Here is a 20761-nt window from a genome sequence, read left to right on the forward strand (position 1 = left end):
CCCCCATGCAGCAACATCGCACCATAACGGGCAGCATCCTTTACACATCGCGCAAACCGGGCCGCGAGGGTGAGGAGCGGGGCCGCGAATATTTCACCTGGACCCACCACACCGATGGCCGCAAGACCCTGCGCGCGCGCTGCGAGATCGACGAACCGGCGCCGACCGTCCATCGCGACATCATCTACAGCCTCGATGCCAATGACATGCCCACCGATTGCTTTGTGCGTCTGACGGTTGGCGACAAGTTCATGGGTTCGGGCTGGTTCCTGATGAATGCCGATACCATCGAATGCGAAAGCTTTGGCCCCAGCATCGGCCGCGTGTCGCAAAAGATGCCCGCCAATGGCGTCTATGATGGTTTCGGCACGCACCCGATCGTGGCCGACGCCTATATCACCCGCAAGATCGACCGCAGCACGACCGAGCCGCGCAATTTCCGCTGCTTCCTGCCCTCGCCCGATCATCGCGGGGCCACGCCGCCTTTCATCGCGGAATCGGTCATCAAGCTGGGCTATGTCGGCACCGAAACCGTGACCGTTCAGGCCGGCACGTTCGAATGCTATCACTATCAATTCACCGATCCCGATGGCGGCATGGTCAGCGCGGGCGGTCATGCCCACCCCCCCTATGACGTCTGGGTGACGGCGGACGAAGATGCGATCTTTGTTCAGGGCGGCGTGGGCGGCTATATGCAGACCTGGTACGAACTGGCCGAATTGAAGCGCTGAGACTACAGGGGGAGTGGCTTGGCCGCTCCCCCCATTTATTGGATCAAACGACGCCTTCGCTGGCTTCGAGCGCAGCGGCCGCTTCGCGATAGGCCGGGCGGGCCGCCATGAAGCAGAGGAACGATCCCAGCCCGCACAGGAAGAACACTGTGCCCAGGGCAGGCGCGATGCCCTTTGGCCCCGGAAAGACATAATCCGACAGGGCGCCGACAATGAAATTCCCCGCCGTCAGCGCCACCAGGCCCGACAGGATCGTATGCACCGCCATCACCTGAGCGCGCGCGGCATTGGGGGTGATCTGGGCCAATCCGGCATAGACCGCCGAGGTATTCCAGTTCACAAACAGGGCGTTGAGCATATAGCCCGCCAGCGCCACCCATGCCGAGGCCGCAAGGCAGGCGGGCACGCCGAACAGCACCATCGAGGCGGCACAGGCCGCCGCCACCCAGACCGGCGCATCGCGATGCCCGCGCCGCGCAAGAGCCACGATCACCCAACCGCTGTTGACGGCTGCAAAGATCGAAATCGGCAGGCCGCCAATACCCAGTATCTTGCCGGTCGTGCTCGCGCTCCAGCCATGCACGCGGATGAACAGCGCGGGAAACCAGCCGACAATGGCATAGACACAGGTCAGATTGAGCACCGAGCCGAGCAGGAACAAGCCGTAGGCGCGCGGGCGCTGGGCAAACAGACGCCACACCGGGGCAAGGCTGATCGCGCCGGTGGCCACGGCGCCGCGCCGCGCCGGTTCGCGCACCGTCAGGGCCAGCACCAGCGCGAGCACCAGTCCGGGCGCGCCGCAAAGGATAAACACGATCTGCCACGGCTGCATCGCGCCAAACAGCGCGGGCAGGCCAAGGATCAGCCGGTCGGCCCAGCCCAGAAACACGCCCGACAGCGCCATGGCCGAGGCCGTGCCCAGCGTCGACCCGGTGACAAAAACGCCATAAGCCTTGGGCCGCACGGCCGGTGTGAACAGGTCCGCGATCAGCGAGGTGGCGACCGGCACAAGGCTGGCCTCACCCACGCCCACCAGCATGCGGGCAAAGAACAATTGCCCAAAGCTTTGCGCCAGCGAGCAACCGATGGTGGCCAAGCTCCACAGGACCAGTCCGCCCACCATGATCGGCACCCGCCGTTTGCGGTCCACCGCCACGCCCAAAGGCAGGCCGAGCAGCGAATAGACGATGGAAAAGGCCATGCCCTGAAGCAGGCCGAATTCCGTGTCATGGATATGCAGCGCTTTTTGCAGAGGCACGATCAGCAGCGAGATCGAAACACGGTCGAGGATGGCCAGCGCATAAGCAAGCGTCAGCAGCGCGACGGCATACCATGCGCGGCGCGTGGAGGCAGGGGAGAACTGGGTCATGTGGCCTCCGGTTGGGCTGCATCAAGGTGGGCGAGAAGGTGGGCGGCGGCATGGGTGTCGTCGGGCCTTGCGACCAGACGCGCATTTTTAAGGCGCGGCGCATCGGCATAGGCGGGATCGGCATGGGTAAACGCCATCAGCGGCACGTTCACCCCGTCCCACAGCGCGGCGAGATTGCCTTCCATCGCGGCATGCGCGGCCTGCCCCCAATGGTCAGGTTGCTTCAAAACGCCGGTCAGCGCCCGATGCAGCGCGTCAGCAGCGAAGATCGGAGGCAGACGGCGCTGGGCGGCCGGGCTGTTGTCGAACCATGGCCATTGCGTTTCGCCATCGCGCAGCATGTGCCAGATGCGATGCAGGTGGCCGCCTGACAGCGCATCGAAAGCGATGGGCGGATAGAGGGTTTGGCCAAAGGTCCGGCCTATGGGCGGCAGGCCGTCGACCGCCACCATCGCCACCCGTTCAGGACAGGCAGCAGCAAGCGCCGCGGCCAAAGGCGCGGCCATGCCAATGCCCAGCACGCGAACACTTTCGATGCCCATATGCGCGATGGCGTCGATCAGGACTTGCGCAAAATCGCTAAGGGTGGCGCCGGGCGGCAAAGGATCGCTTTCACCAAAACCGGGCAGGTCGGGCACGATGGCGCCGCAAAATCGCGATATTTCGTGTCCCCAGACCTGCGCCTGCAATGTCGTGGGCGCCGAAAGGATCAGCCAGGGCTGATCATCGGATGGGCCGTATCGGGTCATATGCAGCGCGCCATGGCGATGGCGGGCATAATGGCGCGCGGCGGGTTCGGGCGCGGGCAATGCTGTCTCGACTGCGCCGGTTGCCAGCGTATCGAGCAGCCATTCGCGCCATTGCGCCGTGTCGGCGGGAAGGCTGCGGGTCGTGACCATCGGACTGCCGATGGTTTCGGCCCGCTCCAGATAGCCATGGAGGACATCATCGCGCCTTGCCGCCACCAGCGTCGGCACGGTCACGCGGGCGAGCGCGGGCGCCGGATCATAGCGCATGGCGGCGGCATAGGCATCGCTGTAATGCGGCCCTGCACTGAACAGGTCTATACCATAATCGCTCATCCATGCCGCATCCGGCGCCTCCATGGCGATGCGGCTTTCCGGCCTTGTGGCAAACCATGGAAACCAGCGCAGCATGTCGCGCTGTCGGCTCCATTCCGCCGCCAGATAGGCGCCGCTGTCGTCGGGGGCAAAGGGGCGCATGTAGCGCGCGATAAAGGCTTCATCGGCCAGCGTTTCGGGCATCGAAAGGCCATCAAGCACCAGCCGCGCCATCTGTCCGCCCGCGTCCGCCAGCGCCAGCGCGATTTTGGCGCTGGTGTGCGTGGCATAAAGCGGCGCCCGCTCCAGCCCCAGTTTGAGCAGCGTTTCGCCCAGAAATGCGGCGAAATCCTCAATGCCGGGATTGGCCAAGGGCAAGGGATCAGACATCCCATAGCCGGGCGTATCAAGCGCAACCACTGTAAAGCGTTGCGCCAGAAATTGCATCGTGGCCAGATGAAGCCGCGAGGAGCGCGGCGAGTCATGCAGCAAAACGACGCATGGACCTTGCCCGCAGCTGCGGTAGTGAACCTGCCTACCCTGAACACAGACATAGGCGCGCGTGATGCTGATATTGGGATGCGGTGAAGGCATGGCATGCTCGTCTGGCTGGGTCATTGCCGCCATGCGGACAAATGCTGGCAGGCGTTTAAATGGTATATGTATATGAGTATTTGTGTGCCATCTTGTTCATGGTGTCCAGCCCAAACTTGCTGGCATTTTGACGCGACAAGGCAAGGAAAGGGCCGATTTTGACCACCACGCAGGCACTTGCAATCGAGGCTGCACCCGAGGCGCCCGCCTATCGCGATTCGGCGCAAGGGTGGGGCGTGGTGGTGGCCGGAATGGTTGGTCTGGCGCTGGGGCTCAGCCCTCTGCCTTTCTATACGATCGGCATGTTTGCGCCCGAACTGGCCAAGGCTTTTGGCTGGACCTTTACCCAATTGATGACCAGCGTGACGGTGCAATCGCTGGTGGTGGTGGCGTCCGGGCCGATCGCGGGGATTGCGCTGGATCGCTATGGTTCGCGCAAGGTTGCGCTGGTTTCGGTGGCACTGTTCGGCCTGTGTTTCATGAGCCTTGCATTGGCCAATGGGACGCTGTGGATCTATTATGCGCAATGGGTGCTGATGAGCGCGCTGGGCGCAGGCACGCTGACGGCGACGTGGACGCGGGTGATCAACAGCTGGTTTGATCGCCAGCGCGGACTGGCCCTTGGCGTGGTCAGCGCGGGGACCGGCCTGACGGCCTTTATGGTCAAGCCCTTGACGGCCTGGCTGATCGGCGCCTTTGGCTGGCGTGTGGCGATTGCCGTGGTGGGGGCCTTGCCGCTGCTGGTGGCGCTGCCGCTGATCTATTGGCTGTTTCGCGAGCCGCCCCGCGTTTCTCTCGGCCATGGCGCAACCGAACCCGTGGAGCCGGGCGCCACCCTGTCCGAGGCTTTGCGCGACCGCCGCCTGTGGATCATGGCGGTCAGCTTCCTGCTGCTGGCTTTCTCCCTGACGGCCACCACGCCCAATATGGAGAATATCCTCAAGACCCACCATTTCACCCTGCCTCAGATCGGCGGCATCACGGCCTTCTTTGGCCTGGCGGTGATCGCCGGGCGCGTGGGCGGCGGCCTGTTGCTGGATCGGCTGTGGGCGCCGGGTTGCGCGTTGATTGTGTTCATGTTGCCCGCGCTGGGCAATGCCGTGCTGGCGGGTGGTTCGATCAGCGCGACCACGGCCATTCTGGCTATCATCGGCATGGGCCTGGGCACAGGGTTTGAATTCGATCTGCTGGCCTATCTGATCGCGCGCTATTTCGGGCGGCGGCAATATGGCACGATCTATGGCGTGTTTTACATTGTCATTGCCGTGGGCGGCGGTTTGGGCCCGGCGATTTACGGCTATATCTTTGATCGCCTTGGCAGCTATGGCCCGGCCATGTGGAGCGGGGTGGGCTGCATTCTGGCCGGATCGCTGCTGCTCTTGACCATGGGGCCTTATCCTGAGGGTGTGGAATAGGGCGGGCCAGTCGCCAATTGTATTGATGCAGGCTTTTGCCTAAAGGCGATGGCCTGATTGTTGGCAAGGCCTGATCATTGGCGCCGGGCCAATGGGGCGCCAAGGGGGGAGGCAATCGTTGGTTGACCGGGATGCGGCAGTGCCGCTCTATCACCAGATCTATCTGCAATTGCGCGATGAGATCCTCTCGGGCGAGCGCCCCTTCGGCAGTCTTCTCCCGACAGAGCAGGATCTGTCCAACCTTTACGGTGTCTCGCGGATCACGGCGCGGCGGGTGCTCAATGATCTGGCGATGCACCATTTTGTCGAACGCCGCCGACGGATCGGCACCTGCGTCACCTTCCGCTCTCCGGCCAAGCCGATTTCGGCGAACATCGACCAGGCGCTCGACTCGCTGATGGCGCTGGGCCAGGGCACCACGGTCAATGTGATCGAGGTGGCGCAGGAAAATCCGCCATCGACGGTGGCCAAGGCGCTGAAACTGGCCGAGGGCGAGCAGGTGGTGCGCGCAGTGCGTGTGCGCTGTCTGGATGGCGAACCGCTGGGCTATGTCGTGTCCTATGTCCCGGCGAGCATTCAGGCCGGCATTACTCAGCTCAGTCTGGTGCGAGCGCCGATCCTGACTTTGCTGGACGAGGCGGGATTTCACGCCGCCCATGCCGAGCAGACCATCGGCGCGCTACAGGCGGATACCCAGTTGGCCGAGGCGCTGGATATCGAACCGCGCGCCGCGTTGTTGCGGATCAGCCGCACGGTCTATGACCGGCATGGTCGGCCGTTTCTGCTGACCCATGCCCATTACCGCTCGGACAGGTTTCATATCCGGATGGATCTGAACCTGCCCGGCGGCGAATAGCTTATTGCGAAACGCGGATCAGAATCTTGCCGACATGGCTGCCCGACTTGAGGTGGGCATAGGCGGCGGGCGCTTCATCAAAACTGAAAGTCCTGTCGATCACCGGCTGGACGTTCTGCTGCTCGATGGTGCGGATCAGGCGGGCCAGCATCGCGCGGCTGCCTTCGGCAATGCCCTTGAGCACAAGGTTCTTGTAGATCACCAGCCCGATGTTCATCGTCGGTGCGCCTTCGCGCGGGGCAACGCTGATAAAGCTGATGCGCGCATTGGCGGCCGCGGCCAGCACTGACTTGGCCTGCGTATCGGCGCCGCCGGTTTCAACGATGATGTCCGCGCCCGCGCCGCCGGTCGCCTTCATCACTTCGGCCTCCCAATCGGGATGCGTGCGATAGTTGATGGTGATGTCCGCGCCCAGCTTGCGGGCCAGTTCCAGCTTTTCATCGCTGGACGAGGTGATGATGACGCGCGCGCCATGCGCCTTGGCGATTTGCAGCGCCCAGATGGCAACGCCCCCGGTGCCAAGCGCCAGCACGGTGTCGCTGGCCTTGATCTGGCCCACTTCGACCACAGCATGCCACGCGGTCAGGGCCGAGGACGCCAAGGGCGCGACCTGCTCATCGCTCAGGCTTTCGGGCACTTTCACCAGCGCGGCGGCGGGCACCTTGATATACTCGGCCAGCCAGCCATCATGGGTGATGCCGTAATCGGTGCCGAAATGCGAAAGCGCAAAGGCCCCATCGATCCAGTTGACGAAATGGGCGAACACCGCCCGGTCGCCCAGCGCCAGCCCGGTCACGCCTTCTCCCAATTCGACCACTTCACCCACGCCTTCGGAAGCGGGGATGCGGTCTTCGGCCTTCTTGGCGCCATAGCGGCCTTCGAGCACCTGAATGTCGCGGTTGTTCAGCGCGACGAGGCGGGTCTTGAGCAACACTTCGCCAAAGCCGGGCTTGGGCGTTTCGCGCGTGACGGCATGCAGGCTGTTCAGCCCGGTTTGAGGCCCGAGTTCATAGGCTTTCATGCAATTATCCTTTTGTTGCCGTAAAGGCATCGAAAATGTCGCCGCCGCGCGCAAACCAGGTGTCGCTCCGCGCGGCCAGTTCGGCCAGCAAGCCCTCGAACGCATCCATGCGATAGGGCAGACCGATGATATAGGGCGTCAGATGCAAGGGCAGCATCCGCCCGCCATCACCCGCCTCTTGCTTGAGCCAGTCATAGGCATCAAGCACCTGCTGGGCATAGGAATCGACCGACTGCTGCTGAACATTCAGGATCTGACGGTCGGACAGTTCGTGGTTGAGCGGGATGTTGACGAGGCCGTTGTTGAAGGCAAAAGGCATCTCGTCATTGGCCCAATCCACGCAATATTCCACGCCCGCTTCATTCAGCAGATCGAGCGTGGCGAAGCTTTGCGAGCGAGCGATCGAGTGCCAGCCACGCGGGCGCTTGCCGGTTGCCGCCTCCAGCGTGGCGAGGCTCTGCGCGATCAACGCGCGCTCCTGCTCCACCGGCAGGGTGGACGCGATGGTGCCGTTCATGTCGGTGGAATGGGCGATGATTTCATGGCCAGCATCGAGGATATCGGCGATGATTTCGGGATAGCGTTGGGCAATCGCGGCATTCACCGCCACGCTGACCTTAGCACCGACCTTGGCAAAAGCATCGAGCAGGCGGTAAAAGCCCACCCGCGTGCCATATTCGCGTGACGTGTAATGGCGATAGTCGGGATAGGCGGTCTGCATATGGCCCGGCGCGCGGAAGGGCGTGTCGGAGGGGGTAATCGGAAACCATTCAAGGCTGACCGTGAACCACACAGCCATGCGCTGCCCGCCCGGCCATGTCAGAGGCGCGCGCTTGGGCAGGGGCGCGTAAGGGTAAAGCGCGTGGTCATAGCCAAGGCCGCGCTTGGCATATTCCAGATAGGTCGGGTCGAGGCTCATGCCTTTTCCTCCTGTGCCGCATGCCAGGCATCGGCAATATCGCCCGCCCGCGTGATCCATGCGCGTCCGCCATCTCCGGCATCGGCGGCGATATGGCGCAGCACTTCTTCAAACGGGCCGATGCGATGGGGCTGGCCGATCAGATAGGAATGCAGCGGGATACACATTACCGTGCCGCTTTCTTCGGCCGCCAGACGCTCATATTGCCGGATCAGGGTCTGGGCGTATTCGCGCGGGCTCATGTTATAGATGAAGAAGCCGTAGTGGTCGTTGACCTCAAGGCTGTAGGGCATCGAGATGAGGCGGCCTTTGGCGACCTTCACCGGAAACGGCTGGTCATCGTGGTAAAGGTCGCAGGTGTAATCCATGCCATATTCGGCAATCAGATCCAGCGTGCGCGGCGTATGGGTCAGCGCAGGCGCCAGCCAGCCCCGGATCGTTTGCCCTGTGGCCTCGCGCACGGTCCGGATCGAATCCTCGATGATCGCGCGTTCCTGCGCCTCGTCCATGCCATAGGAATAGCGCGTGTTGTAAATGCCGTGGCTGAAAAACTCCCACCCACGCGCATTGGCGTCGGCCACCACATCCGGGTGATGCTGGCACAGCGCCACCGAGAGCGAGACCGAGCCGGGGAAGCCATGCTTGCTCATCACATCGGCCATGCGCCAATGGCCAACGCGGTTGGCATGGTCGCGGTGGCTGTATCCCACCACGTCGGGGTGGGGCTTGGCCCATGACTTGCGATGCGGGTTGGCAGGCGGATCGATCTCGTAATATTCCAGATTGGGCGAGATCCAGACCGCCACCTTCTTGCCGCCCGGCCATGTGATCGGCTTGCGCGCGCGATAGCGCTGGAATTCATAGAGGCCCGGATCGGCTTGACCCTCACGCATCGGGGCGACCCTCCAGCCAGTCGATGACCGTCTGGACCGGCTCGACATCGGCATATTTGAGCTGAAGATCGGTCAGATTGGCGAAGTGATAGGATTCGTGCTTGTCGGCGCAGCATTCGATGGGAACGATGGTGCGATAGCCGCGCGAGAGTGAATCCACCGCGCCCGCCCGCACGCAGCCCGAAGTCGAACCGCCCGTGATCACCACGGTATCGACCTTGTGCCACACCAGCAGGCTTTGCAGCGGCGTTTCGAAAAACGGCGAGGGCATGCGCTTGGTATAGACCGTATCGCGCGGGTCGATCTGGCAGCGCTCGTCAAAGGCGTGGCGGTCGCTGTCATATTTGATGTTCTGCAGGCTGTCGGGCGTGTTGGTCCGCGTGCCCCAGACGCCCGCATCGCTGGCATCCTCGGCATAGGCCACATGGGTCCAGATCACCGGCATGCCCTTTTGGCGGGCCAGCGCGGAAATCGTGTTCACATATTCGATCTGGCGCGGATCGGTCTCATAGGCGGTCTTGTACCGGTCGATGCGCGTATAGGCGTTCTGGAAATCAATGTTCACGATTGCCAGCTTTTCGCCAAAGCCGAATTTGGCGCGGGCGGGATTGGCCATCACCTCCTCGAAGATCTGGCGGGCGGTCTTGTCCTCGCTCACCATTTTCGTGCCGACAATCGTCATGTTCACAGGTCCTGAAATAAGTGGTGCCCGCCAAGAGGCTGACGCCCCGGCGGGTGTTTAACCAGTTTTGCCCCCGGATTATCCGACAGGCGAAATGGGGCAGGCGCAAAGCCCGCCCCATGGCCATCACATCTTGAAGCGAACCCGCACAGTGTAACGGCGCGGATCGCCGGGGAAGAGGGAGAGGAAGTTGGCCGTCACCGTCTTTTGGTTGGTGACATTGGACACATCGAACCCGACCGAAATATGGTCATCCTGGGTGCGATAGGACACGCCAAGGTCGAGGAAATCCTCGGTGTTGGTGTGCGTGGTGTTCAGCACCGCCACCCAATAGGGCGAATTGTGCCGCCAGGCCACCGAGGCGCCCAAGGTGCCCTTGAGCTCCGGCACGCTCTTTTCATACAGCGCGCCGCTGTTGATCTGGAACGTGGGCGCGCGCACCGGCGCCAAGGCCGTCGTCAGCGTGGTCGCCGCCGGGCTGATATAGGTGTATTTGGCATCCATGAACGAGGGGTTGGCAAACAGCGTCAGGTCGCCGAGCTTGGCCGAGGTTTCGATTTCGACGCCCTTGACCAATTGCGTGCCCGCATTGAAGGGCAATTGCGCGATCGTGCCCGTCACCGAGCTCACCACGGCGGCGGTGGCCTGAAGGTCGGTCGTGCGGGCGATATAGCCCGTAACGTTGACCCGCAGCTTGTGATCGAAGAATTCGGACTTCACGCCGGCTTCATACGACCATGTCTTTTCCGGACGGAAGGTCACCGCGCTGCTGGGGATTGCGGCCGTGCCGTTCCAGCCCCCCGATTTGAAGCCGTTGGTGGCCGAGGCAAACAGCATCACATCGCGCGAAGCCTTGTAATTGAGGGCGATGCGCGGGGTAAAGCGGTTGACGCTCTGCGCCAGCGGGATGCCGAAGGCCTGCACCGCCGCGTCGCCATAACCCAGCCCCGTGAAGGTGGGCGAGGGCGTGAAGTGCAGCGTCTTACGCTCCCACGTATAGCGCCCGCCCAGCGTCAGGGTCAGCGGATCGAGCAGCTTGATGTCGGTTTGGGCATAGGCCGCGGCCGTCTCGGCCTTGAAGCGGTAGATCGAGTCCTGAATGGCGCGGAACGAGGTCGTGCCGCCATTGAAGGTCGTCTGACGATCGTTCGAGATTTCCTGGAGATAGAACAGGCCGGTCGTCAGCTTGGCCCGCCCGCCAAACAGCGAGGTGTTGAACTTGACTTCCTGCGACCACTGATCGTTGGTGCCGTTATCGACCAGAATATAGCCGGCATAGGGATTGACCGTGCTGCCGTCATACTGGTTGATATAGCCCTGATTCATCCGGCGCCAGCCCGCGATATAGGTCAGCGTGCCCGCACCCGTGTCATAGCTGACATTCGCGCCCAGCGAGGTCACGGTGGTCAGGTTGCACGCGCCCTTGCCGGTGGAGAGCAGGGTGTTGATGTTGTTCTGGCTGCAATCGGTGCGACGCAGGCCTGCCGCCGTCTCGTAAAAGACCGGAACAGTGGTGCCGCCAACGATATAGGGGCTGGTGCCCGGCACATTGCGCAGGCCCGCATAGGTGCCTGCGTTGCGGCTGTATTCGGCCGAAAGATCAATGGTCAGGGCAGTATTGGGGCGAATGCGCAGATCGCCCCGGACGCCCCAGGTCTTTTCGCCGTTCATCCATTCGCCGGTGGTGACATTCTTCAAATAGCCACGGTCGGAAATATAGAAGGCCGAAACCTTGGAGAGCACCTTTTCCGAGAGCGGCACATCGACCGTGCCCTTGGCGGTGTAACGGTCGAACGAGCCGCCTGTCACTTCGCCGCTGGCCGCGAAATGGTCAGCAGGCTTGCGCAGGATGACGTTGATGGCGCCGCCGGTGGTGTTGCGGCCAAACAGCGTGCCTTGGGGCCCGCGCAGGATTTCGACCCGCTCGGTGTCAAAGAACGCGTAGTTGTTGGCGTTCTGGCGCGCGATATAGATATCGTTGACGTAGGTGGTGATCGGCGCGTCAAACGTGGCGGTCGACTGGCTGTTGCCCAGCGCGCGCAGGTAATAGGCGTTGGCCGAACCCAGACCGGCATTGTGGCCCGAAATCATGCCCGGCACGAATTTCGAGGTGCTGATCGCGTCCACAATGTTGAGTTGGCGAATCATCACCGGGCTGAAGGCGCTGACCGCGACGGGGACGTCCTGAAGCTTTTCCTCGCGGCGCTGCGCGGTGACCACGATGTCGCCAAGCCCTTGGGATTGTTCGGCAGCAGCAGGTTCGGCGGCGGCGTCTGCGGCATTGTCCGACGCATGGGCAGGCGTTGCCATCATGGCCAGACCATAGAGGCAGGATGTCAGCAGAAGATGTTTGTGGCTCATGATTCCCCCCGTTTAGGTTTTGTGGGTTCTGGGTGGAGGGAAAGGTATATTGATATATCTATATGTCAAAAAGATTTCACAGGGCCTGACGGACGGCCCGGCCATTGAAAATGGCTGTTATCTGGCATAATTTGCCAAGCATACGTAAATTGGCGAATATTTTTGCGCCGGGCAAGAATGGCCGTCTTGTTATAGTCCTATAACCATGCGTTTTGTTCGCCAGTCGGAACTTGGGACCCGTCCACTTGCGCTTGCCGATGCCGGTCCCAACAAGCCTTGGCTCTGTTCGCGCCAGTCAGGCAGGAGAAACCGGCAATGCCGTCCATGTGGAAAAGTGCCATGTACGGGTGCATGCTTGCGCTGATCCTGCCCGTTGCCGCCCATACGCAACCTGCTGATGCGCCTGTCGTTCTTGCTGCACAGCCGCTGTGGTCCGATGGCCCGCCCGATGCCGGGCGTTGGAAGGGCGCGCTTGATCAGCCGGTGGCCGAGGAACTGCGCGACAATGGCGCGACGCTCTGGAACGTCACCCGGCCCACGCTTCAGGCGTTTCTTCCGCCAAAGGGCAAGGGCAATGGCGCCGGGGTGATCGTGGCGCCGGGCGGCGGCTTCCGCCTGCTCTCGATCCAGAGCGAAGGGGTGGCTGTTGCGCGCTGGCTGGCGGTGCATGGCTATGCCGCCTTCCTGCTCAAATATCGCGTGGTGCAGCAGGCTCCGGGCGAAACGGTGGAGGCCCTGCGCAAACGGATCGCCGCCACGATGACCATTGACGAGACAGGGGCGGCAGGTGTTGCCGATGGCCGTCAGGCGCTCAAATTGCTGCGTGCCAAGGCTGGGGACTATCACATTGATCCGCATCGCATCGGCGTGGTGGGTTTTTCCGCGGGCGCTCACATTGCCGGTATGTTGGCGCATGCAGCGGACCCAAACGATCGCGCCGATTTTGCCGGGCTGATCTACGGCCTGCCCTTTCCCGCCAGCATGCCGCCCATTCCGCAGGCCAATCTGCCCTATCCGCCCGGCACGCCCAAGGAGCCGTGGCTGCAGCCCAAGCCGACCCCGGCGCCCGATGCCTTGCCGCCTTTATTTCTGGCGATGGCCCAGGATGATCTGGCCGTGGGCGTTGGCGTGCGGGACTATTATGGCAAATTGCTGGCCGCCGGCTATCACCCCGAAACGCATCTTTATACGCGCGGCGGCCACGGTTTCGGCCTGCGCGGAACGGGCACCACAGTCGATCATTGGATCGAGGAATTCGACTGGTGGATGACCCAGATACTGGCCGACAAGAACGAGAAGAGGACCAAGTGATGACGATCGATCTCAGGCTGAGCGAGCCTGCGCTGCTGCGCGATGCGGCTTTTGTGGGCGGCGCATGGGTGAAGGGCGCAGCCACGATTGCCGTGACCAACCCTGCCGATGGCAGCCTTGTGGGCACGGTTCCCAATCTGGGCGAGGCCGAGACGCGCGGCGCGGTGGATGCCGCCGTCCCGGCGCAGGCCGCATGGGCGCGTGAGACGGGCAAGGCGCGCGGCGGCGTGCTGCGCCGCTGGGGCGAGCTGATGCTGGCGCACCAGGAAGACCTGGCCCGCATCATGACCGCCGAACAGGGCAAGCCGCTGGCCGAGGCGCGCGGCGAGGTGGCCTATGCCGCCAGCTTCCTTGAATGGTTTGCCGACGAGGCGCGGCGCATCACCGGCGATGTGCTGACCCCGCATCAGTCCAACCGCCGGATTCTTGTCCGCAAGGAGCCGGTGGGCATTGTCGCGGCCGTCACGCCGTGGAATTTCCCGCTGGCGATGATTACGCGCAAGGCTGGCCCCGCTTTGGCGGCGGGCTGCGCCATTGTTATCAAGCCATCGGAACTGACGCCTTTGTCGGCGCTGGCCCTGGCCTATCTTGGCGAACTGGCGGGCGTTCCGGCGGGTCTGCTCAGCGTTGTTACCGGCGATTCCGCGCCTATCGGCAATGTGCTGACCGGCGACAAGCGGATCGCCAAATTCACCTTCACCGGATCGACGGGCGTTGGCAAAATGCTGGCCGCGCGCTGTATGGAAACGGTCAAGCGGGTGTCGCTGGAGCTGGGCGGCAATGCGCCTTTCATCGTGTTTGACGATGCCGATGTCGATGCCGCCGTCGAAGGCGCGATTGCCAGCAAATTCCGCAACGCGGGCCAAACCTGCGTCTGCGCCAATCGCCTGATCGTGCAATCGGGCATTTACGATGAGTTTGCAAAGCGTCTGGCCGTGCGCGTGGCCGGTCTCGAGGTCGGGCCGGGCCTTGCCGGGCCCTCCGACCAAGGCCCGTTGATCGATGGCCGCGCGGTGGAAAAGGCCAAGGCGCATGTGGCCGATGCGGTGGCCCGTGGCGGCACGGTGCTGACCGGCGGTGCGCAGGTGGACGGCGCAGGCACCTTCTTTGCCCCCACCGTCATCACCGGGGTTCCGGCCGATGCGTTGCTGTGCCGCGAGGAAACCTTTGGCCCGGTGGCGGGTCTGGTGCGGTTTGAAACCGAGGAAGAGGCCATCGCCATTGCCAATGACACCGATGCGGGTCTGGCCTCCTATCTCTTCACCCGCGATTACGAGCGGGTGTGGCGCGTGCCCGAGGCGCTGCGCTACGGCATGGTGGGGGTCAACACCGGTCTGATTTCCACCGAAGTGGCGCCCTTTGGCGGGGTGAAGGAATCGGGCATGGGCCGCGAAGGCTCGCATTATGGCATGGACGATTATCTGAGCATCAAGATGGTCTGTCTGGCCGTTGAAGGCTGATCGGTTGCTGCCCCGGCGCGCGCCGGGGCAGCCGACATTGTTGCAAGGAGTGCTTATGACTGCGCATATTGTTGCCACCGTTCGCGTGCATGATCGCGAGAAATTTGGCGCCTATATTCAGGCCGTCGCGGGTCTGGCCGAAACCTTCGGCGGGGAATATGTCCTGCGGGGCAAGGTGGCCGAAGTGATGGAGGGCGATGTGGACCCGGCCGAAATGGTGGTCGTCCTGCGCTTTCCCGATGCCGAGCGCGCGCGGGCCTATGTCAACTCGCCGCAATATCAGGCGGGCAAGGCGCTTCGCCTGAACGGCGGCGGCGTGGTGGAATCGCGGCTTCTGGTCTGAACCCATCCGCGCGGGGCAGGTGGGATGATCAACCCTATCCGCACAACGGACATTGGCGATATCAAAGACTGCCCCGGCCATCGTGCAAGGCAGTCTCCCCGCCAAGAACGCTGTACAGGCATTGGGAGATGATCATGACCTATCGCTGGATTTTGGCCGGGCTGGCGCTGGCTTTCGCGCCGCCTGCCATGGCCGCGCCCAAGCCGGTCCGCGATTGCGCCGATGTCTGCCCGGCAATGGTGGTGGTCCCGGCGGGGCATTTCATCATGGGCGCTGATGCGGGCGAGGCCGACCGGCCCGAAGGCGCCCCCCATCCCGTCACCATCGCGCGGGCCTTTGCGCTGGCCACGCGTGAGGTGACCAACGGCGATTATGCCGCCTTTCTCGCGGCCACCGGCTATCAGACCTCGCGGGGGTGTCGCAGCCTGATCCGCGCCACGGGCAAGGTTGAGGCCATTGCCGATGCCGATTTCCGCCATCCCGGCGAGGGCGCGGGCGAGGGCGCGCCCGATAAGCCGGTCGTCTGTGTTTCATGGCGCGATGCCAAGGCCTATACCGCATGGCTGAGCCAGAAGACGGGCAAGCCCTATCGCCTGCCCAGCGAGGCCGAGTGGGAATATGCCGCGCGCGCGGGCACCAACACCGAGTTTCCGTGGGAGGGCGGCGCGGCCAAGGCCTGCCTCCACGCCAATGTGCTGGATGGCGATGGTATGGCCGATGGCGCGCTGGCGGTGTTCGGCGGGGCGGGGGGTATGCCTGCTGCCGTGCCTTGCCGCGATGGTTTTGCCGGGGCGGCGCCGGTCGGCTCCTATCCGCCCAACGCCTTTGGCCTTTATGATATGGTCGGCAATATCTGGGAATGGACTCAGGACTGCTATGTCGCGCCCTATCCCGCCGATGCGCCCCGTGATGGGCGCGCCTATGAAGTGGCGGGCGCATGCCCACGCCGCGCGGTGCGAGGCGGCAGTTGGATGTCGGCCGCGTTTCGCAACCGCGTAACCTGGCGCGGGCGCGATCCTGAGGATCAGGTGAGCTGGATCTTCGGCTTCCGCGTGGCGCGCGATCTGGTGGACGGGAAATGAGCCGCATTCTTAATCTGAGCCGCCGCCAGATGCTGCATGGGCTGGGCGCCGGGGCTTTGGCGTTGGGCTTTGGCTTTCCGGCGCGGGCGCAGGGCGATGCGCGTTTTGGCGCGATGATCGCCATTACGCCGGATGGCGCTGTGCATTTCACCTGCCCTTCCTCCGAAATGGGGCAAGGCACGCAGGAGACGCTGGCCCGTCTGGTCGCCGAGGAACTGGATTGCGACTGGGCCCGGATGCAGGTGCTGCTGCCGTGGGCCGACCGGGCCTTTATCAACCCGGCCATGGGCAAGCAGATGACCGCGAGCAGCGCGACCACGGTGGGCTATTTCCTGCCGCTGCGCCGGGCCGGGGCGGCGGCGCGCGCCATGCTGATGGCGGCGGGCGCGGCGCGCTGGGGCGTGGCGGTGGATCAGGTTTCCACGCAAGGCGGCGAGGTGGTCCATGCCTCCAGTGGGCTGCGGCTGACCTATGGCGCGCTGGCGGGCGAGGCGGCGCGTTTGCCGGTGCCGGGCGATGTGGCGCTGAAAAACTCTGCGGATTTCCGCCTGATCGGGGGCAAAAGTCCGCGCAAGGATTTGGCCGCCAAGGTGATGGGCCAGGCCGAGTTCGGCATCGACGTGGTGCGGCCCGATATGCTGGTGGGCGCGCTGGCGCTGGCCCCGCATCCGCGCGCCAAGGTGGAGGCCGCCAATCTGGCGCAGGTCAAGGCGATGCCGGGCGTGGTCGCGGTGGTGCCGGTCGATGGCGGCTATGCGGTGCTGGCCTCGCGCTTTTGGACCGCGAAAAAGGCGGCCGAGGCGCTGAAACTGACGGTGCTCTCCTCACCCACGGCGGGGGTGGATGATGCGGCGATCAATGCTTCGCTGACCCGTGCCTTTGCGGAAAAGGCGCCTGTACCCTTTCCCGATTTCGATTTTTCCACGATGCGCCCGCGCGCCGGAGGGGCTGACAAGCCTGCCGTGCTGGCCGCCATTGCCGCCGCCCCGCGCCGGGTGGAGGCCGAATATGATGTGCCCTATCTGGCCCATGCGGCGATGGAGCCTTTGAATTGCAGCGCCATTCTGGCCGATGGGCAATTAACTTTGTGCGGTCCGATGCAGTCGCCCGAGGCGGTACGGGCACTGGCGGCGCAAATGTCGGGTCTGCCGCTGGACAAGGTGCGGGTCGAGGTGACCTTCCTTGGCGGCGGATTTGGCCGCAAATGGGCGACCGATTTCCCCATCCCCGCGATGCAGGCCGCGATGGCCGTGCCGGGGCGCTGGGTCAAGCTGGTCTGGACGCGTGAGAACGATCTGGCGATGGACCAGTTCCGCCCGGCCTATCGCGTCAAAAGCGTGGCCGGCATCGGGGCGGATGGCGCGCTGCTGGCGATCCACAGCCGGATGGCGGGGCAATCCATCAACACCTATCACAAGCGTCAGGGCTTTCCCGGCATGGCCGATCCCACGGCGGCGGGGCTGCTGATCTATGGCTGCTATGCCACGCCGATGAAGCTGATCGAGTTTCACGAAGCCGATCTGGCGATCCCGGTCGGCTTCTGGCGATCCGTTACGATGAGCCAGAATACCTTCTTTGCCGAGAGCTTTATCGACGAGGTGGCGCGCGCGGCGGGGCGGGATCCCTATGCCTATCGCCGCGCGTTGCTGGCGGGTGAACCGCGCATCCGGCGCGCGCTGGACAAGGCCGCTGCGATGATCGGATGGGACCGACCCAAGGCAAAGGGCGTGGGGCGCGGCATCGCGCTCACCTACAACGAGGGCCATGTCTGCGCGCAGGCGGTCGAGGTGCATGTGGCCAAGGGCAAGCTGGCGATCCGGCGCATTGTCGCGGCGTTTGATTGCGGGGTGATGGTCGATCCGCCGGGCGTGGAAAGCCAGATCAGTGGCGGCATCATCTTTGGGCTTCAGGCCGCGCTCTGGGGCGGGGTGTCCTTTGCCGATGGGCGGCCCACGATCAGCAATTTCAACGATGTCCGCCTGCCGGGCCTGGCCGATGTGCCGCCCATCGAGGTCGCCCTGATCCCCAGCGGAACAACGCCGGGCAATGCGGGCGAGGCCGGGACGCCGCCGATTGCCCCGGCGCTGGCCAATGCCATTGCCGATGCGGGTGGTGGCCGGGTGCGCCGCCTGCCCCTGTCGCTTCGTTTTGAACTGGAAAACGCATGATTACGATCACGGTCAATGGGCAGGAGCGCCGCTTCGAGGGTGACGAGGATACGCCCCTGCTCTGGGCGCTGCGCGAGGATCTTGGGCTGACGGGGACGAAATTCGGCTGCGGCGCGGGGCTGTGCGGGGCCTGTACCGTGCATGTCGATGGCGAGGCGATGCGTTCGTGCCAGATCCCGGTGAACATGGCGCAGGGGCGCAGCATCACCACCATCGAAGGCCTGACCCCTGCGGGGGGAATGCATGCGGTGCAGGCGGCATGGGTGGCCCAGCAGGTCCCGCAATGCGGCTATTGCCAGCCCGGCATGATCATGGCGGTGGCGGCACTGTTGAAAACCAACCCGCGCCCCGATGCCGCCGCGATCCGCGCCGGGGTGGCCAATCTGTGCCGCTGCGGCACCTATCCGCGCATCGTCGAGGCCATCGGGCAGTTGGTCAAGCCAGCGTGATCCGCCGCCCCTGATCTGAACTGATCATGCCCGCCTCCAGCACTTCCATAACGGCGATGGCCTGCTCGGCGGGAACGGGGTTTTCGCCTTTGCCGTGCAGCGCATCGGCGAGCGCCTGCCAGAACAAGCGATAATCGCCGCGTTCATTGGGCACGGTCTGCGCGGGGTCGCTGCCATTGGTGAAATGGCCCGGCGCGGGGTCATATCCCCAATCCGCCCCGCCCGGCGCGGCGCCGGCCAGAATGGCGGGTTCCTGAGGGTCGATGCCGGTCTTGATCCAGCTGCCCCCGGTTCCGTGGACGGCAAAGCGCAAGGCATGGTCGGCGGCCAGTTTGCTGGAGCGCAGGATGGCGCGGCGGCCGGGGTAATGCAGCACGACATGGAACCAGTCGGGCGCGGGCGCACCGGGGCGCAGCGCGGCCAGATCGGCGGTGACGGCATCGGGGCGGCCAAACAGGCACAGCGCCTGATCGACCAGATGCGGCCCGAGATCGAGCCATGACCCGCCCGCCCGCGCCTCTTTCCACACCGCCGCTGGGACCGGGCGCCAGCGGTCGAAATGGCTTTCAAAATGGACGATCTCGCCCAAGCGTCCATCCTCGATCAACCGGCGCAGGGTGAGAAAATCGGCATCCCAGCGGCGGTTCTGAAAGGCGGTGAGCATCTTGCCGCTCTCGCGCGCGGCCTGTGCCATGCGGCGGGCATCGGCGGCGCTGGTGGCAAAGGGCTTGTCCACCACCGCATGCTTGCCCGCATCGAGCGCGGCGATGGCGTGTTCGGCGTGAAATTCATCAGGGCTGGCGACAATGACCAGATCGATGCCGGGATGCTCCAGCAGCGCGGCAACATCGGGCACGACCGTCATGCCCGGCAGGCCCGCATGGACCTTGGCCGCATCGCGCGAGACCACGGCGCGCAATTGCAGGCCGGGGGTCAAGGCGACGAAAGGGGCGTGAAACACCCGTCCGGCCAGACCATAGCCAATCAGACCCACGCCAATATCCCGCATCATCTCTGCCCCTTGTCCTATCGCGGCGGGTTTAGGCCGATGGATCGAAAATGCCCAGACCATTCCGGCCCGATCTGGTCAAGGGGTCCGCAGCAATGCAATCAGTTTGCGTTCCCGCGCCGAAAGCCTTGTGTCGGTCCGGCGAAACAGCCCAGCCGGGCGGGTATAGGCCGGGCTGACCACATCCAGCGCGATCAGGGCGCCATCCTCCAACGCATCGGCATAGGTGGAATGATCGCCCAGACAGATGAAATCGCCCGCCAATAGCGCTCCCCGGATCACCGTCAGCGAGGATGTGCGCAAGGTGATGGCAGGCACGGGCAGGCCCTCGCGGATGAACATCTGTGACCAGCCTTCGACCAGACTGTCTTGATCAGGCACGATCCAGGCCGCGCGAGAGAGAGCGGCAAGATCGGGCGTGCCTTGGGCCAGCAACGGATGGCCCGCCCGCAGCATCACGCTGGCGCGCTCCTCGGCCAAGGGTTCAAATTGCACCCCCGCCAGATCAAGCCAGGGCGCCCTTGCGCCCAGCACCAGACTGACCCGCCCGTCACGCAGAGCGACAAGCAGGTCGGCCGTGCCGCCCTCCACCACATGGAAACAGGCGTCGGCATCATCGACCGCCATCCGGGCCAAAGCCGCAGGCAGGCGATGTCTGGCAAAGGAGGCATCGGTGCCGATCGCGATCCTTTCTGCGCCGCCGCCGCCGCGCAGCGCCGCCAGCGCGGCCATCGCGCGGTCCCGCTCGATCAAGATCACCCGCGCGCGGGGCAGCAATTCCTCGCCCATTGCGGTTAATTGCACGCCTTGCGCCCCGCGCTCAAACAGGCGGGCGTCGAGTTCGGCCTCCAGCATTTGAATCGAACGGGTCAGGGACGGCTGCGAGACAGAGAGCATCTGCGCGGCACGGTTAAAGCTGCCCAGATCGGCCACGGTCACAAAACGTCTGATCTGGCGAATATCCATGGGCCGATCATGCCGCACACCGCGATGCGATGCTATAGAATATCTCTATAACTCACCCAAAAATTCGACTG

Annotated in this window: 18 protein-coding genes; 9 read left to right on the forward strand and 9 right to left on the reverse strand. The window is 64.0% G+C overall.

What is annotated here, in order from left to right:
• The first annotated feature begins 5 nt into the window (after positions 1-5).
• A complete protein-coding gene (locus tag PQ467_RS17850) occupies positions 6-731 on the forward strand; it encodes a hypothetical protein (protein ID WP_274176882.1) in 726 nt (241 codons plus the stop codon).
• Positions 732-774: 43 nt separating this feature from the next.
• Here the strand turns inward: PQ467_RS17850 and PQ467_RS17855 are convergent, their stop codons facing one another.
• Entirely contained in the window at positions 775-2100 is a 1326-nt protein-coding gene (locus PQ467_RS17855) for an MFS transporter (RefSeq protein ID WP_274176883.1), read from the reverse strand.
• On the reverse strand, positions 2097-3779 hold the full coding sequence (locus tag PQ467_RS17860) for an alpha/beta fold hydrolase (protein ID WP_274176884.1): 1683 nt from the start codon (positions 3777-3779) through the stop codon (positions 2097-2099). Before PQ467_RS17860 ends, PQ467_RS17855 begins: the two co-directional genes overlap by 4 nt.
• Before the next feature lie 134 nt (positions 3780-3913).
• On the opposite strand from PQ467_RS17860, the gene PQ467_RS17865 reads away from it, so the two are divergent.
• Together PQ467_RS17865 and PQ467_RS17870 are read left to right on the forward strand one after the other, a co-directional pair.
• A complete protein-coding gene (locus tag PQ467_RS17865) occupies positions 3914-5170 on the forward strand; it encodes an MFS transporter (protein ID WP_274176885.1) in 1257 nt (418 codons plus the stop codon).
• A gap of 118 nt (positions 5171-5288) precedes the next feature.
• Positions 5289-6026, forward strand: a complete 738-nt coding sequence (locus tag PQ467_RS17870; RefSeq protein WP_274176886.1) for a GntR family transcriptional regulator — start codon at positions 5289-5291, stop codon at positions 6024-6026.
• A 1-nt stretch (position 6027) separates the two neighbouring features.
• Here PQ467_RS17870 and PQ467_RS17875 read toward each other — a convergent pair whose 3' ends face one another.
• From PQ467_RS17875 to PQ467_RS17895, 5 genes are all read right to left on the reverse strand, one after another.
• Positions 6028-7047: a zinc-dependent alcohol dehydrogenase family protein gene (locus tag PQ467_RS17875; protein WP_274176887.1), complete on the reverse strand. Its 1020-nt coding sequence runs from the start codon at positions 7045-7047 to the stop codon at positions 6028-6030.
• A 4-nt stretch (positions 7048-7051) separates the two neighbouring features.
• Positions 7052-7966, reverse strand: a complete 915-nt coding sequence (locus tag PQ467_RS17880; protein WP_274176888.1) for a polysaccharide deacetylase family protein — start codon at positions 7964-7966, stop codon at positions 7052-7054.
• Positions 7963-8859: a polysaccharide deacetylase family protein gene (locus PQ467_RS17885; RefSeq protein WP_274176889.1), complete on the reverse strand. Its 897-nt coding sequence runs from the start codon at positions 8857-8859 to the stop codon at positions 7963-7965. Before PQ467_RS17885 ends, PQ467_RS17880 begins: the two co-directional genes overlap by 4 nt.
• Entirely contained in the window at positions 8852-9541 is a 690-nt protein-coding gene (locus tag PQ467_RS17890; RefSeq protein ID WP_274176890.1) for an isochorismatase family protein, read from the reverse strand. Before PQ467_RS17890 ends, PQ467_RS17885 begins: the two co-directional genes overlap by 8 nt.
• Positions 9542-9667: 126 nt before the next feature.
• Complete coding sequence (locus PQ467_RS17895) at positions 9668-11902, reverse strand: TonB-dependent receptor (protein WP_274176891.1); 2235 nt, start codon at positions 11900-11902, stop codon at positions 9668-9670.
• Between the two features lie 339 nt (positions 11903-12241).
• On the opposite strand from PQ467_RS17895, the gene PQ467_RS17900 reads away from it, so the two are divergent.
• From PQ467_RS17900 to PQ467_RS17925, 6 genes are all read left to right on the forward strand, one after another.
• Positions 12242-13213: an alpha/beta hydrolase gene (locus tag PQ467_RS17900; RefSeq protein ID WP_274176892.1), complete on the forward strand. Its 972-nt coding sequence runs from the start codon at positions 12242-12244 to the stop codon at positions 13211-13213.
• On the forward strand, positions 13213-14673 hold the full coding sequence (locus PQ467_RS17905) for an NAD-dependent succinate-semialdehyde dehydrogenase (protein ID WP_274176893.1): 1461 nt from the start codon (positions 13213-13215) through the stop codon (positions 14671-14673). Before PQ467_RS17900 ends, PQ467_RS17905 begins: the two co-directional genes overlap by 1 nt.
• Positions 14674-14728: 55 nt before the next feature.
• Positions 14729-15016, forward strand: a complete 288-nt coding sequence (locus PQ467_RS17910; protein ID WP_274176894.1) for a DUF1330 domain-containing protein — start codon at positions 14729-14731, stop codon at positions 15014-15016.
• A 134-nt stretch (positions 15017-15150) separates the two neighbouring features.
• Positions 15151-16098 (forward strand): formylglycine-generating enzyme family protein, encoded by a 948-nt coding sequence (locus PQ467_RS17915; RefSeq protein ID WP_274176895.1) that lies wholly within the window; start codon positions 15151-15153, stop codon positions 16096-16098.
• Entirely contained in the window at positions 16095-18266 is a 2172-nt protein-coding gene (locus PQ467_RS17920; protein WP_274176896.1) for a xanthine dehydrogenase family protein molybdopterin-binding subunit, read from the forward strand. The genes PQ467_RS17915 and PQ467_RS17920 overlap by 4 nt, the downstream gene beginning before the upstream one ends.
• On the forward strand, positions 18263-18715 hold the full coding sequence (locus tag PQ467_RS17925; protein ID WP_274176897.1) for a (2Fe-2S)-binding protein: 453 nt from the start codon (positions 18263-18265) through the stop codon (positions 18713-18715). The genes PQ467_RS17920 and PQ467_RS17925 overlap by 4 nt, the downstream gene beginning before the upstream one ends.
• Here the strand turns inward: PQ467_RS17925 and PQ467_RS17930 are convergent.
• Together PQ467_RS17930 and PQ467_RS17935 are read right to left on the reverse strand one after the other, a co-directional pair.
• Positions 18702-19727, reverse strand: a complete 1026-nt coding sequence (locus tag PQ467_RS17930; RefSeq protein WP_274176898.1) for an oxidoreductase — start codon at positions 19725-19727, stop codon at positions 18702-18704. The two genes, PQ467_RS17925 and PQ467_RS17930, sit on opposite strands and share 14 nt — an antisense overlap.
• 75 nt (positions 19728-19802) lie before the next feature.
• Positions 19803-20690: a LysR family transcriptional regulator gene (locus PQ467_RS17935; RefSeq protein ID WP_274176899.1), complete on the reverse strand. Its 888-nt coding sequence runs from the start codon at positions 20688-20690 to the stop codon at positions 19803-19805.
• Between the last annotated feature and the right edge of the window lie 71 nt (positions 20691-20761).

This window comes from Novosphingobium sp. KACC 22771 (genome assembly GCF_028736195.1).
Classification (GTDB): Bacteria; Pseudomonadota; Alphaproteobacteria; order Sphingomonadales; family Sphingomonadaceae; genus Novosphingobium.

Bases quoted from the DNA above. Each gene is read 5' to 3' on its own strand.
- PQ467_RS17850 (WP_274176882.1), top strand. From the start codon at position 6: ATGCAGCAACATCGCACCATAACGGGCAGCATCCTTTACACATCGCGC.
- PQ467_RS17855 (WP_274176883.1), bottom strand. From the start codon at position 2,100: ATGACCCAGTTCTCCCCTGCCTCCACGCGCCGCGCATGGTATGCCGTC.
- PQ467_RS17860 (WP_274176884.1), bottom strand. From the start codon at position 3,779: ATGACCCAGCCAGACGAGCATGCCATGCCTTCACCGCATCCCAATATC.
- PQ467_RS17875 (WP_274176887.1), bottom strand. From the start codon at position 7,047: ATGAAAGCCTATGAACTCGGGCCTCAAACCGGGCTGAACAGCCTGCAT.
- PQ467_RS17880 (WP_274176888.1), bottom strand. From the start codon at position 7,966: ATGAGCCTCGACCCGACCTATCTGGAATATGCCAAGCGCGGCCTTGGC.
- PQ467_RS17885 (WP_274176889.1), bottom strand. From the start codon at position 8,859: ATGCGTGAGGGTCAAGCCGATCCGGGCCTCTATGAATTCCAGCGCTAT.
- PQ467_RS17890 (WP_274176890.1), bottom strand. From the start codon at position 9,541: ATGACGATTGTCGGCACGAAAATGGTGAGCGAGGACAAGACCGCCCGC.
- PQ467_RS17895 (WP_274176891.1), bottom strand. From the start codon at position 11,902: ATGAGCCACAAACATCTTCTGCTGACATCCTGCCTCTATGGTCTGGCC.
- PQ467_RS17900 (WP_274176892.1), top strand. From the start codon at position 12,242: ATGTACGGGTGCATGCTTGCGCTGATCCTGCCCGTTGCCGCCCATACG.
- PQ467_RS17905 (WP_274176893.1), top strand. From the start codon at position 13,213: ATGACGATCGATCTCAGGCTGAGCGAGCCTGCGCTGCTGCGCGATGCG.
- PQ467_RS17910 (WP_274176894.1), top strand. From the start codon at position 14,729: ATGACTGCGCATATTGTTGCCACCGTTCGCGTGCATGATCGCGAGAAA.
- PQ467_RS17915 (WP_274176895.1), top strand. From the start codon at position 15,151: ATGACCTATCGCTGGATTTTGGCCGGGCTGGCGCTGGCTTTCGCGCCG.
- PQ467_RS17920 (WP_274176896.1), top strand. From the start codon at position 16,095: ATGAGCCGCATTCTTAATCTGAGCCGCCGCCAGATGCTGCATGGGCTG.
- PQ467_RS17925 (WP_274176897.1), top strand. From the start codon at position 18,263: ATGATTACGATCACGGTCAATGGGCAGGAGCGCCGCTTCGAGGGTGAC.
- PQ467_RS17930 (WP_274176898.1), bottom strand. From the start codon at position 19,727: ATGATGCGGGATATTGGCGTGGGTCTGATTGGCTATGGTCTGGCCGGA.
- PQ467_RS17935 (WP_274176899.1), bottom strand. From the start codon at position 20,690: ATGGATATTCGCCAGATCAGACGTTTTGTGACCGTGGCCGATCTGGGC.